We start from the raw sequence: 12,541 nt of genomic DNA on the forward strand, positions 1-12,541 counted from the left end.
GGGGTGCGGGATGATCAGGCCAGTGCCGGAGGGGAATCCGGTCAGGCAGCCGGGCGGGCGATCACGTTGCGGTTTTCCATGCGCACTTCGGCGATTTCAACCTCGATCACGTCGCTCTGGCGGTAGGCGACTGCGCCTTTGATCTGCACGGTGCCGGTTTCCTGGCTGCATACCAGCTCGTCACGCACGGCGTGCAGGAACGGGGCCGGGATAAAGGCCACTGCGCCGTTGTCCAGCAGGCGCACGCGCAGGCCGCCGCGGGTGACGTCAATCACCTCGGCGCTGAAGCGCTCGCCGCTGCCGACTTTCGGCTGCAGGTAACGGGCGTAGAGCCAGTCACCCACATCGCGCTCTGCCATGCGGTTCAGGCGGCGGCGGTCAGCCAGCTGTTGCGTCATCTCAGCCTGCGGGCGCTCGGCACCCTGTTCCAGGATGATTGCTTTCAGCAGGCGGTGGTTGACCATGTCACCGTATTTACGGATAGGTGACGTCCAGGTAGCGTACGCTTCCAGGCCAAGGCCGAAGTGCGGGCCCGGCTCGGTGGCGATCTCCGCGAAGGTCTGGAAACGGCGGATGCGGCTGTCGAGGAACGGCGTCGGCTGGGCATCCAGCTCACGGCGCAGGGTGCAGAAGCCCGGCAGGGTCAGCAGCTCGGCGGCGTCCGCCTTGATGCCGTTGGCCTCCAGGATCGTGACCGCATTCTCAACCAGCAGCGGGTCAAAGCCGGTGTGCACGTTGTACACGCCGAAGCCGAGGCGGTCACGCAGCACGCGGGCGGCGCAGACGTTGGCGGCAATCATCGACTCTTCCACAATGCGGTTGGCGATGCGGCGGTGCTCCACCACGATCTCCAGCACATTGCCCTTGTCACCCAGCACAAAGCGGAAGTCCGGGCGGTCTTTGAACACCAGCGCGTGCTGTTCACGCCACTGGCTGCGCAGGTCACACACGCGCTTCAGCAGGCGGATTTGTTCAGCAATCGCGTCATTTTGCGGCTGCCAGCCGCCTTTCTCTTCCAGCCAGTCAGAGACCTCGTCGTACACCAGTTTGGCTTTGGACTCGATGTTGGCGGCAAAGAAGCGGATGTCATCACCCAGGCTGCCGTCTTCACCCAGCGTCACGCGGCAGGCCAGCACCGGGCGCAGCACGTTCGGGCGCAGCGAGCAGAGGTCATCGGAGAGGTCACGCGGCAGCATCGGGATGTTAAAGCCCGGCAGGTAGTTGGTGAAGGCACGGATGCGCGCGGCGTTGTCGATGTCACTGCCTTCGCTGACGTAGGCGGTCGGGTCGGCGATCGCCACAGTGAGTTGCAGGCGGCCGTCGGCCAGCGTCTCGACATAAAGGGCGTCATCCATGTCTTCGGTGCTGGCGCTGTCGATGGTCACGAACGGCAGGGCGGTGAGGTCTTCACGCGGCGGCTGGTCAGCCAGCATTTCGGTCGGGGCCTCGGCCTCCGGCGCTTCGCGCTCGAGGTTGTGGCGCGCCAGCGTCACCCACCAGGGGGCGAAATCGTCTTCACCAAAGGTAATGTAGGCGGTCAGGTCAGCGTAGAAGCTGCGGTCGCCTTTCAGCGGGTGGCGGCGCATCTCAGCAACGGCCCAGTCACCCTCTTTGAAGTCATGTTTTACATCGCGTGCCGGGCGGCACTGGATGGCGTCTTTCAGTAACGGATGGTCCGGCACGATCGACAAACGGTCATCTTTTTTCTGTACCCGGCCGACAAAGCGCGTCAAAAACGGCTCAACCAGCGTTTCCGGGTCAGCGACTTCGCGCTCTTTCTCGGTATGGAGGGCAGCGATTACCCGGTCACCGTGCATCACTTTCTTCATGTACGGCGGGGGAATGAAGTAGCTTTTCTGGCCATCCACTTCCAGGAAGCCAAAGCCTTTCTCAGTGCCTTTGACCACGCCTTCCGCGCGGGGAGTCTGAGAGTGGAGTTGCTGTTTTAGCTGTGCAAGCAGCGGGTTATCTTGAAACATAGCGTCCCGGGCATGGGTTAAAGGTGGCGTAAATCGCGGCTGACAGTTTTACGCGAATCAGCCGCGACGGGCAAGCGCTTTAGCCGCAATCCCCTGCGAAAAAAGCGCCTTTGGCACGCCCCCGGCCGGGGCCGGGAAACCGCATCAGGCGATGCGGCGGAGGTCCCGTTGTTCGCTGCGGCGAATCACCACCGGCACCGATTTGGAGGTCGGGGTATGGGTGCCGTCACCGAAGCTGGACATCGGCACCAGCGGGTTGGTTTCCGGGTAGTAGGCTGCCAGGTTACCGCGCGGGATGTCATAGCTCACCAGCTTGAAGCCGGTCACCACGCGCTCAACGCCGTCGTGCCAGATTGTCTCGATGTCAACCAGCTCACCCTCTTTCAGGTCCAGCGCCGCCATGTCCTGCGGGTGGATGAACAGCACTTCACGCTGGCCATACACGCCGCGGTAGCGGTCATCCAGGCCGTAGATGGTGGTGTTGTACTGGTCGTGCGAACGCAGGGATTGCAGGGTAAACGGCGCTTTTTCACCGTTCGGCATCGGGATCACCGCATCCGGCAGCGGGGCGCTGCTGAAGTGTGCCTTGTTGCCCGGCGTGTTGAAGCGCAGTTCTGCCGCCGCGTTGCCCAGGTAGAAGCCGCCTTTGATGTCACAACGGGCATTGAAGTCGTGGAAACCGGGGATGGTAGCTTCAATGTGGTTGCGGATCAGGTTGTAGTCAGCGGCCAGCGCCATCCAGTCAAGGTACCGGGTGCCGAGCACCGCATCCGCGATGCCGCAGACGATGGCGGTTTCAGAGCGCTGCATGTCGGAGATCGGTTTGCCCACGCCTTCGGAGGCGTGCACCATGCTGAAGGAGTCTTCCACGGTGATGAACTGCGAGCCGGTGGCCTGCATGTCAAGCTCAGTGCGGCCCAGGGTCGGCAGGATCAGCGCATCTTTGCCCGGCAGCAGGTGGCTGCGGTTCAGTTTGGTGCTGATCTGCACGCTCAGGTCACAGGCCTGCAAGGCGGCGGCGGTGCGGTCGGTGTCCGGCGCGGCGGCCGCCAGGTTGCCGCCCAGGGCGATCAGCACTTTCACTTCGCCGCGCAGCATCGCTTCCAGCGCTTCCACGGTGTTGTGGCCTTTTTCACGCGGCGGGGTGAAGTTGAAATGCGCCGCCAGGCTGTCCATCAGCGCGGCCGGGGCTTTCTCATCGATGCCCATCGTGCGGTTGCCCTGCACGTTACTGTGGCCGCGCACCGGGCAGAGGCCGGCGCCCGGTTTGCCGAGCTGGCCGAACAGTAGTTGCAGGTTCACCACTTCACGGATGGTCGGCACCGAGTGCTTGTGCTGGGTCAGGCCCATTGCCCAGGTGCAGATCACGCGTTCTGCGCCTTCATAAATGGTGGCCGCTTCGCGCAGTTCCTGCTCGCTCAGGCCGGACTGGCTGACGATGTGATCCCAGGAGGTGGCATCCACCGCGTCGAAATAGGCTTCCACGCCTTCGCAGTTCTGGTCGAGGAACGCCTGGTCGAACAGGCCCGGCTCACCGGCCGCCAGCTTCAGGCGGTGGCGCTCCAGCAACACTTTGACCATCCCGCGCACGGCCGCCATGTCACCGCCGAGGTTCGGCTGGTAATAGGCGGAGCTGATGCGGCCGGCTTTGGTGGTGATCACTTCCAGCGGTTTCTGCGGGTCAGCAAAACGCTCCAGGCCACGCTCACGCAGGGTGTTGAAGCTCACCACGCGTGCACCGCGGTCAGCGGCATGGCGCAGGCTGTGCAGCATACGCGGGTGGTTGGTGCCGGGGTTCTGGCCGAAGACGAAAATCGCGTCGGCTTTCTCGAAGTCTTCCAGGCGGATGGTGCCTTTGCCGACGCCGATGCTCTGCTTCAGCGCCACACCGCTCGCCTCGTGGCACATGTTGGAGCAGTCCGGGAAGTTGTTGGTGCCGAGCATACGGCCGAAGACCTGATAAAGGTAAGAGGCTTCGTTACTGGCGCGGCCGGAGGTGTACAGCTCGATCTGGTTCGGGTTGTCCATCGCCTTGATGTGTTCGGCAATCAGCGCGAAGGCGGCTTCCCAGCTTACCGGGCGGTAGCGGTCGGTGGCGCGGTCATAGCGCATCGGGTGGGTGATGCGGCCCTGGTACTCCAGGAAGTAGTCGCTCTGCTCGCGCAGGGTAGTCACGCTGTGTTTGGCGAAGAATTCCGGCTCTACCGCTTTGCGGGTCGCTTCCCAGGTCACGGCTTTCGCGCCGTTCTCACAGAAGCTGAAGGTGCTGTGGTTATCGTCACCCCAGGCGCAGCCGGGGCAGTCAAAACCGCGGCCTTTGTTGACGCGCATCAGGTTGCGCAAATTGGACAGGACTTTTTTGCTGTCAAAAACATAACGGGTGGTGGACTCAAGCGCGCCCCAGCCGCCCGCAGCGCCGGTGTACGGTTTAATAGCAGGTTTGAATTTCATTCGATGTGTTGTCGCAGGTGTAGTTGTTTCAGAAACGTAAACACTTTTTTAAGCGTTTGCATAATTTATGTCGCAATTCTAGGGAGTGAAGGGGTGAGCGTCTAATCGAATGGCGCAATCGCCTGATAGAGGATGCTTATCGCGCCGGCGCAGATTGCGCAACAAAAAGCCCGTTTGCGCCGGTCGCGGTTTTTGTGACCAAGTTGTAACAGCCCAGTTTCATTATGCAATCTTTGGCAAAAGTCTTAGGGTTCCACCGGCTTCGGAATTCATGCACTCTACCCGCCGGATTTTCATCGGTTTTTTGCGTGGGCCGGGGTTGCCCGCGCAGCAAGAGGATAAGTGTGTGAAGCGTAGTGTATTGAGTATGTTATGTGGCGTATTGATGATGACCGCCGGGCAGGGCATGGCGGCAGAAGCACCGACCGCAGCCGGCGTCGCGCCGGTGGCGTTCCCGGTGGTGGCACCGGGCATTGATGCCGCCTCCTTTGTGCTGATGGACTACGCCACCGGCGACATCCTGGCGCAGGGCAACCAGGACGAGCGCCGCAACCCGGCCAGCCTCACCAAGCTGATGACCGGCTATGTGGTGGATCGTGCGCTGGACCAGCACAAAATCACCCTGGATGACGTGGTCACCGTGGGCAAAGATGCCTGGGCCGCAGGCAACCCGGTGTTTGCCGGCTCCTCCCTGATGTTCCTCAAGCCAGGCGACCGCGTCACCGTGCGTGACCTGAGCCGCGGCATCATCATTGATTCCGGCAATGACGCCTGTGTGGCGATGGCGGATTACGTGGCCGGCGGCCAGCCGGCGTTCGTCGGCCTGATGAACCAGTACGCCGCCCGCCTCGGCCTGAACGATACCCACTTCGAAACCGTCCACGGGCTGGATGCGCCGGGGCAGTTCACCACCGCGCACGACCTGGCGGTGCTCTCGCGCGCCATCATCCACGGCGAGCCGGAGGAGTACCACATGTACAGCGAGAAGACGCTGACCTACAACAACATCACCCAGAACAACCGCAACGGCCTGCTGTGGGATAAAAACCTCAACGTCGACGGCCTGAAAACCGGCCACACCGAAAGCGCCGGGTTTAACATCATCGCCTCCGCGACCGAAGGCCAGCGCCGCCTGATCGCCGTGGTAATGGGCGGCAAAAGCCCGAAAGGGCGTGAGGAGCAGGCGCGCAAACTGCTGACCTGGGGCTTCCGTGAGTTCGCCACCCTGCCGGTGTTCAAAGCGGGGCAGAACATCGCCAGCGAAAAGGTCTGGTACGGTGACACCGACAAAGTGAAACTGGGCAGCGCCGACGCAGTGTTCCTCAGCGTCCCGGCCGGTGACAGCGACAAGATCAAAGCGCAATATGTGCTGAACAGCCCGCAACTGGAAGCACCGCTGCAAAAAGGGCAGGCCGTCGGCAAGATCAACATTGTCGATCAGGGCAAAGTGCTCAAATCGATCCCGCTGGTGGTGCTGGAGCCGGTGAAACAGGGCAGCCTGTTCAGCCGCGCGGTGGATTACGTCAAACTGAAGATCTAGTCCGCCAGACTAAAACGAGCCGGCCGCTGCGCCGGCTTTTTTCTCTCTGCCGTTCCGGTTTTGGCAGCTAAAATAAAGGTAAGACACCGGGGTGCCATTCTGCGGCCCCCCCTAAGCCTGAGGAGGCGCAGTATGAATCAAGGGCCATTGACTGAAGATGAGCTGGAGTGGCTGGACGAGGTGCTGCTGAAGTACGGCAATGATGATTCGGTGCTGGATGTCTCGGAACTGGATGGCCTGCTGACGGCGATCCTCTCCGGGCCGACGGTGATTGAGCCGGCGCAGTGGCTGACGGCACTGTGGGGCGGGGAGGATCAGATCCCGCGCTGGTCATCGGAGCAGGAGATGAACCGCTTTATGGATCTCACCTTCCAGCATATGAACGACATCGACCAGCGGCTCAATGACGCGCCTGACCAGTTTGACCCGATGTTCGGCTACCTCGAGGAAGGGGATGAGGAGCAGGTGATTGTGGACGAATGGTGCTTCGGCTACCTGCGCGGCGTGGCGCTGGGTGACTGGCCGCCGCTGCCGGAGAGCCTGGAACCGGCGCTGGGGGCGATTGCCCTGCACGGGCAGGAGGAGAACGCACCGCTGCTGGAGCAGATGACGCCGGAAGCTTACGTGCAGAGCCTGGCGGACATCGGCGACGCAGCCCTGCAACTGCACGCCTACTGGCGCGAACAGCGCGCGCCGCAGTTACATTAAGCGCCGTTTACCCGGCACCCCACGCCGCCTTCCCAGGCGGCGTTTTTATTTCTGCCGTTCACGCAGCCAGTGCTGGGCGGCATCGAAGAAGTGCTGGGCGAGCGGGGTGGCGCGGCCGGTTTCGGCGACCACCAGCGCGGCGTGGCGGCTCATCGGTGCAATCGCCAGCGGGCGGTGGTTTAGTGCCGGGGTCATGGCGTCAATCAAATGGCCGTGCGGCACCAGCCCGCAGCCCAGCCCGACATACACCCCCTGCATCAGCTGGAAAATCGAGCTGCTGTCGAGGATCGGGCGCAGCACCAGCCCGGCCAGGCTGAACTGGTTGTCCAGGTAGCGGCGGAAATAGCGGCTCGGGTCGGAGAGGCAGAGCGGCAGCACCGCGGCCTCCGCCAGCGTCAGCGGCGCGTCACCGTTGAGTTGCGGGAAATGGTCCGGGTGGTAGAGCACGTCCACGCCGCTGTCTTCCAGCGGCTGCATCTGGAAACGCAGCTCGTTCAGCGTCGTCATCTCAAAGAACCCGATGCCCACGTCCACCGCATGGCTGTTCAGCGCGTCCAGCAGCTGATCGGCACTCAGCTCGGCCACCCGGTAGTCAAGACGCGGGTTGTCCGCCTGCACACCCTTCAGCATTTCAGCCAGCGACAGGCTGCATTGCGGCATCACGCCGATGCGCAGTGTACCGGTCAGCCCATGCTTCAGGGAGTCCACCTCCAGCTTCAGCCCCTGATAGACCGCGACAATCTCGCGCGCCCAGTTCAGCACCCGCTGCCCTTCGGCAGTGAACCCCTCGAAGTTGTTTCCCCGGTTGATCAGGTTCAGGCCCAGCTCTTTTTCCAGGTTTTTTAACCGCATGGAGAGCGTCGGCTGGCTGACGAAACTGGCTTCGGCGGCGCGGCCGAAATGGCGCTCCCGCTCCAGGTTGCAGAGGTAGATAAGTTGTTTGATGTCCATAAATAGGGCAGGTGATCCGCTCAGCGATGTGATAAAGGCCAGTATACCACTCCCGCTGCCGGGTAATCCGCTGTGAAAGGGCTGCCGGGGCCGCCCATTCAGCGGATTGGTGACGATCAGGGCGCGGCGTCGCCGGTGACGGTGACCGGGGCCAGGTGCACCTCCACCGCGGCGGCCGCCAGCCGGGCAGCCAGCGGCGGCGGCGGGGCGCTGTCGGTAAACAGGGCGCTTATCTCACTGACCTGCGCCAGTTCCACGGCAGCCGAGGCGCGGAACTTGGTGTGATCCGCCGCCACCAGCACATTGCGGCTGTGGGCCATCATCGCCCGCGCCATCGCCGCCTCGTTGACGTCAAACTCCAGCAGCGTGCCGTCCGCCTCCAGTGCGCCGGTGCTGGTGAGGGTGTAATCCGCGCGGAACCCGGCGACAAACTGGATGGCGCTCGGCCCGATGATGCCGCCGTTGTGGGCGCGCAGCGTGCCGCCCGGCACCAGCACCTCAAAATCTTTCTGCTTATAGAGGATCTGCGCCACCCGCAGGCTGTTGGTGATGATGCGCAACTGGCTGTGGGAGAGCAACGCCCTGGCGATATGCTCAACGGTGGTGCCGATGGTCATAAACAGCGTGCAGCGGTCGGGCAACTGCGCGGCCAGCGCCTCGGCAATCGCCCGTTTTTCCTCGGTGCAGGCCAGCTCGCGCTGTTCGAAGGCGGTATTCACCAGGCTGGAGGCGCGCCCGGCACCGCCGTGGTGGCGGGTGATAAACCCTTCCTGGCTCAGCTTGCGGATGTCGCGGCGCACCGTCTGGGTGGACACCGCCAGCAACTGGGCCAGCGCCTCAATGCTCATGTAGCCCCGTTCGGCAATCAGCGCGATCAGCTGGTCATGCCGGGGGTTGCCCGTCAAATCCGTCACACTCATGGCGGCTCCTTATCCTTATCTCCGTGTCCGGTTCCGGGCCAGTTTATACATAATGTGACAAAAATGCGCTGAGTTGATCACAGTCCGCGATGCCGGCGCGTCCGCCCGGTTGGGTGCATTTGAGCGCCGCCGCCGCACTGGCCCAGCGCACCGCCTCTGCCGGGGTCGCCCGGCGGGCAATGGCCCACGCCAGCGCGCCGTGGAACACATCCCCGGCACCGGTGGTGTCTTTCACTTCCACCTCAAACGCCGGCTGGTGGCGGCAGTGCGCCCCTTCCAGCCACAGACAGCCCTCACGGCCGAGCGTGACGTAAACGGTGCCCGGCGTCATCGTGGCCGCCCGGCGCAGCGCGGCCTCCGGCGGCAGATCCCCGGCCAGCCGTTGCAGGGCGGGCCAGGAGAAGGCCGCGTGGTCTGCCAGTGCCAGCAGCGGGGCGATCGGCTGCGGCGTGAGGTCGGCGTCCAGCACGGTCGGGATGCCTGCCGCCCGCGCCTGCGTCATCGCCTGTTGCGCCCCTTCCGGCCAGCGCACATCGGCCAGCACCGCGTCATAACGCCGGAAATCGATCTCCGCCAGCCACGCGGCGTCCGCGGCCAGCGCCCGGCCGGGAAAATTGATGATCATCCGCTCGCCGTGGCGGTCCACCACAATCGCCGACTGGCCGGAGGCCGCGCCCGCTACCCGGCGGCAGTACCGGACTGACACGCCCTCTGCCGCCAGCCCGGCACACAGTGATGCCCCGCAGGCATCCTGCCCGACCCGGCCGATAAAATCGACCTGCGCCCCCAGCCGCGCGGCCGCCACTGCCGCGGTGGCCGCCGGGCCGCCGCCCGCTTCCTGGTAATCCCCGGCCACATATTTGCCGCCGCCCAGGGGCAGCGCATCCAGATAGTACAACCGGTCTTCTACGGTAATCCCCACACAGGCCAATGTGGTCATGGCGCTCTCCTTAACAATCCTGTTGGTCATGGGTGTCCATTTTATCGGCGGAAATTGTTGGAAAAGTGATTGGTGTCTGATTTTTTACTCAAAACAACAAATATGATCAAAAAAGAACACGAAATGACAGTTCAGATGTCATTTTGTCTTAGAGGTGACCAACAGGGAGAACGCAGTATGGCGAAAGTGGCATTTATCGGACTGGGGCAGATGGGCGCGCCGATGGCGCGGAACCTGTTGCGCCACGGGCACGGGTTACAGGTGTATGACCTCAACCCGCAGGCGGTGGCCTCGCTGGCGGCCGACGGGGCGCAGGCCGCCGCCAGCCCGGCAGACGCGGCGCGCGGCATGGAGGTGGTGATCACCATGCTGCCGGACGGGCAACGGGTGCGGGAGGTGTTGCTGGGGGCGCAGGGCGTGGCAGGCACCCTGGCGCCCGGTGCGCTGGTGGTGGAGATGTCCACCATTCACCCGCTGGAAAGCGACGCCCTGGCGCAGGCGATGGCAGAGCGGGGCTTCAGCTTTATGGATGCGCCGGTCGGGCGCACCTCGGAACACGCGGTGGCGGGCACGCTGCTAATCCTGGCGGGCGGGACGCCGGAGCAGGTGAGCCGCGCCGCGCCGTTGCTGCGCTGCATGGGGGACACGCTGGTGGAGGCGGGCGGGCCGGGGCGCGGTATCCGCATCAAGATCGTCAACAACTACATGAGCATCGCGCTCAATGCGCTCTCGGCTGAGGCGGCGGTGCTGTGCGAGGCGCTCGGCCTGCCGCTCGCGACTGCACTGGAGGTGATGGGCAAGACCTCCGCCGGGCGCGGGCATTTCACCACCAGCTGGCCGGAAAAGGTGCTGAAAGGTGACCTCAGCCCGGCCTTTATGATCGATCTGGCCCATAAGGATCTGGGGCTGGCGCTGGACATCGGCGGCCAGTTGCGCGTGCCGCTGCCGCTGGGCGCCGCCGCGCGGGAGCTGTACAGCCAGGCCCGGGCGCAAGGGCGCGGGCGGCAGGACTGGAGCGCCTTGCTGGAACAGGTACGGGCCGCCGCAGGGCGGGATCATCACGGCGTCTGACACGCACGACATCTGACACATCACGATATCTGATACATCACGACAGAGGAGTGAACTATGCCCTATATCGCGGGAGATACCCTGATTCGCCATGCCTGGCAGCAGGGTTATGCCATCGGCGCGTTCAGCGCCCATAACGCCGAAACCGTGCTGGCGATCCTGGAGGCGGCCGAAGCGGAGCAGTCCCCGGTGATGATCCAAATCGGCCAGAAGGTGATTAACACGCTGGGGATGCGGCCGATGAAAGCGCTGGTGGATGCCTGGCTCGATCGCGTCACCGTGCCGGTCTGCGTGCACCTCGACCACAGCCGCAGCTTTGAGCAGACCATGGAGGCGGTGCGCTGTGGCTTCCAGTCGGTGATGTTTGACGGCTCGCACCTGCCGTTTGACGAAAACGTGCGCATTACCCACGCGGTGGCGGAGGTCGCCCACGCGCTGCACATCGGCTGCGAAGGGGAGATCGGCAAAATCGGCGGCGTGGAGGATGAGATCGACGTGGCGGAAGAGGATGCGCTGATCACCGGCTGCGACGAGGCGCTGGCCTTTGTACAGGCCACCGGGGTGGATTATCTGGCGGTTTCCATCGGCACCGCCCACGGGTTGTACAAAAAAACGCCCCGGCTGGCGTTTGACCGGCTGGCTGAGATCCGCGAAGTCGTGCAGCGGCCGGTGGTGCTGCATGGCGGCTCCGGCGTGCCGGACGATCAGGTGCGCCGTGCCATCCGCCTCGGGGTCGCCAAGGTCAATGTGGATACCGAGTTGCGCCAGGCGTTTACCGAAGGCATGGCAGCGGTGCTGGCCGATGACCCGCAGGAGTACGCGCTGGCGGTGTCGCTGGGCGGCGGGCGTGAGGCGATGCGGCGCAAAGTGCAGGAGAAGATCCGGCTGTTCGGCAGTCAGGGGCAGGCGGGCCATTTTACAGGAGAGTGAGATGACGCAGGTAACAGAAACCCCGTTTGGGGAACACCAGGGGCAGGCGGTCAGCCTGTTTACCCTGACCAATGCACAGGGCATCAGGTTAGCAGTCACTAACTACGGTTGCATCGTGACCCAGCTGTGGCTGCCTGACCGGCACGGCAGGCTGGCGGACGTGGTGCTGGGCTTTGACACGCTGGCGGAGTACCAGGCCGGCCACCCGTTTTTCGGGGCGATCGCCGGGCGCTGTGCCAACCGCATCGGCGGTGGCCGGTTCCGCCTCGGCGATGAGGCCATGACGCTCGCCTGCAACGAGGCGGCCACCGGCCAGCACCTGCACGGCGGGGTGCGCGGCTTTGATAAATATGTCTGGCAGGCAGAGGCCGGCGCGGACGGCGTGCGCTTCCACCGCGTCTCGCCGGACGGCGAAGAGGGGTACCCCGGCACGCTGTCGGTGACGCACCGCCTGCGCCTCACCGAGGACAACGTGCTGCATTTCGAGTATGAGGCGGTGACGGACCGGGCGACGCCGGTCAACCTCACCAACCACAGCTACTACAATCTGTCAGCGCAGGCGTCAGACATACGCGGGCACCAGTTGCAGATAGCGGCCGATCTCTACACCCCGGTTGACCCGGAAACGATGCTGCCGACCGGCGAAATCCACGCGGTGGCGGGCACGCCGCTTGATTTCCGCCAACCGGTGGCGCTGGGTATCGCGATGGCGCAGCAACCGGCCATCGACATCAACTACGTGTTGCGGGCGCAGGCCGCAGGCCACGGCCTGCACCCGGCGGCCACGCTGGCCGACCCGGACTCCGGGCGCGAAATGCGGGTGTTCACCGACCAGCCCGGCCTGCAATGCTATAACGGCGCGAAACTCAGCAACCGGCCGTGGAGAGGCAAGGGCGGCGTGCACTACGGCGCGTTTGCCGGGCTGTGCCTGGAGACGCAGGCCTTCCCGGACAGCGTCAACCAGCCGCATTTTCCCGGCGTTGTCCTGCAACCGGGCGGCACCTATCGCCACCACACGGCGCACCATTTCAGCCTGATCGGGGAGGAGTAA

10 protein-coding genes are annotated in these 12,541 nt (G+C 64.0%); 5 read left to right on the top strand and 5 right to left on the bottom strand.

Features of this window, described 5'->3' with window-relative positions; translation table 11 throughout:
* Positions 1-41 precede the first annotated feature (41 nt).
* The gene (locus JK232_RS14825) at positions 42-1,979 is read right to left on the bottom strand and encodes an exoribonuclease II (RefSeq protein ID WP_212589341.1); all 1,938 of its coding nucleotides are present in this window, start codon (positions 1,977-1,979) and stop codon (positions 42-44) included.
* Between the two features lie 144 nt (positions 1,980-2,123).
* Positions 2,124-4,430: an FdhF/YdeP family oxidoreductase gene (locus JK232_RS14830; RefSeq protein ID WP_072933040.1), complete on the bottom strand. Its 2,307-nt coding sequence runs from the start codon at positions 4,428-4,430 to the stop codon at positions 2,124-2,126.
* A 346-nt stretch (positions 4,431-4,776) separates the two neighbouring features.
* Here JK232_RS14830 and dacD point away from each other — a divergent pair, with 346 nt between their 5' ends.
* Both dacD and JK232_RS14840 read left to right on the top strand, forming a co-directional pair.
* On the top strand, positions 4,777-5,970 hold the full coding sequence (gene dacD, locus JK232_RS14835) for a serine-type D-Ala-D-Ala carboxypeptidase DacD (protein ID WP_072933043.1): 1,194 nt from the start codon (positions 4,777-4,779) through the stop codon (positions 5,968-5,970).
* A gap of 132 nt (positions 5,971-6,102) precedes the next feature.
* The gene (locus JK232_RS14840) at positions 6,103-6,678 is read left to right on the top strand and encodes a YecA/YgfB family protein (protein ID WP_072933045.1); all 576 of its coding nucleotides are present in this window, start codon (positions 6,103-6,105) and stop codon (positions 6,676-6,678) included.
* A 45-nt stretch (positions 6,679-6,723) separates the two neighbouring features.
* On the opposite strand, the gene JK232_RS14845 is transcribed toward JK232_RS14840, so the two are convergent.
* From JK232_RS14845 to JK232_RS14855, 3 genes are all read right to left on the bottom strand, one after another.
* Positions 6,724-7,629: a LysR family transcriptional regulator gene (locus JK232_RS14845; RefSeq protein ID WP_072933047.1), complete on the bottom strand. Its 906-nt coding sequence runs from the start codon at positions 7,627-7,629 to the stop codon at positions 6,724-6,726.
* A gap of 116 nt (positions 7,630-7,745) precedes the next feature.
* Positions 7,746-8,549, bottom strand: a complete 804-nt coding sequence (locus tag JK232_RS14850) for a DeoR/GlpR family DNA-binding transcription regulator (protein WP_212589342.1) — start codon at positions 8,547-8,549, stop codon at positions 7,746-7,748.
* Between the two features lie 43 nt (positions 8,550-8,592).
* Positions 8,593-9,489 (bottom strand): PfkB family carbohydrate kinase, encoded by an 897-nt coding sequence (locus JK232_RS14855; protein ID WP_212589343.1) that lies wholly within the window; start codon positions 9,487-9,489, stop codon positions 8,593-8,595.
* A 177-nt stretch (positions 9,490-9,666) separates the two neighbouring features.
* Between JK232_RS14855 and yihU the strand changes: the two genes are divergently transcribed.
* From yihU to JK232_RS14870, 3 genes are read left to right on the top strand one after another with little or no spacing between them, the layout of a single operon-like run.
* Positions 9,667-10,560 carry a sulfolactaldehyde 3-reductase gene (gene yihU, locus JK232_RS14860; RefSeq protein ID WP_101828664.1) on the top strand — a complete coding sequence of 298 codons (894 nt, stop codon included), beginning with the start codon at positions 9,667-9,669 and terminating at the stop codon, positions 10,558-10,560.
* A gap of 57 nt (positions 10,561-10,617) precedes the next feature.
* Entirely contained in the window at positions 10,618-11,490 is an 873-nt protein-coding gene (locus tag JK232_RS14865) for a class II fructose-bisphosphate aldolase (RefSeq protein WP_101833703.1), read from the top strand.
* Position 11,491: 1 nt separating this feature from the next.
* Entirely contained in the window at positions 11,492-12,541 is a 1,050-nt protein-coding gene (locus JK232_RS14870; protein ID WP_212589344.1) for an aldose epimerase family protein, read from the top strand.

This window comes from Nissabacter archeti, assembly GCF_018257325.1.
In the GTDB taxonomy this organism is placed as follows: Bacteria; Pseudomonadota; Gammaproteobacteria; order Enterobacterales; family Enterobacteriaceae; genus Chimaeribacter; species Chimaeribacter arupi.

What these genes read in the sequence shown, in the direction of transcription:
- JK232_RS14825 (WP_212589341.1), bottom strand. Translation starts at nt 1,979, where the DNA reads ATGTTTCAAGATAACCCGCTGCTTGCACAGCTAAAACAGCAACTCCAC.
- JK232_RS14830 (WP_072933040.1), bottom strand. Translation starts at nt 4,430, where the DNA reads ATGAAATTCAAACCTGCTATTAAACCGTACACCGGCGCTGCGGGCGGC.
- JK232_RS14840 (WP_072933045.1), top strand. Translation starts at nt 6,103, where the DNA reads ATGAATCAAGGGCCATTGACTGAAGATGAGCTGGAGTGGCTGGACGAG.
- JK232_RS14845 (WP_072933047.1), bottom strand. Translation starts at nt 7,629, where the DNA reads ATGGACATCAAACAACTTATCTACCTCTGCAACCTGGAGCGGGAGCGC.
- JK232_RS14850 (WP_212589342.1), bottom strand. Translation starts at nt 8,549, where the DNA reads ATGAGTGTGACGGATTTGACGGGCAACCCCCGGCATGACCAGCTGATC.
- JK232_RS14855 (WP_212589343.1), bottom strand. Translation starts at nt 9,489, where the DNA reads ATGACCACATTGGCCTGTGTGGGGATTACCGTAGAAGACCGGTTGTAC.
- yihU (WP_101828664.1), top strand. Translation starts at nt 9,667, where the DNA reads ATGGCGAAAGTGGCATTTATCGGACTGGGGCAGATGGGCGCGCCGATG.
- JK232_RS14865 (WP_101833703.1), top strand. Translation starts at nt 10,618, where the DNA reads ATGCCCTATATCGCGGGAGATACCCTGATTCGCCATGCCTGGCAGCAG.
- JK232_RS14870 (WP_212589344.1), top strand. Translation starts at nt 11,492, where the DNA reads ATGACGCAGGTAACAGAAACCCCGTTTGGGGAACACCAGGGGCAGGCG.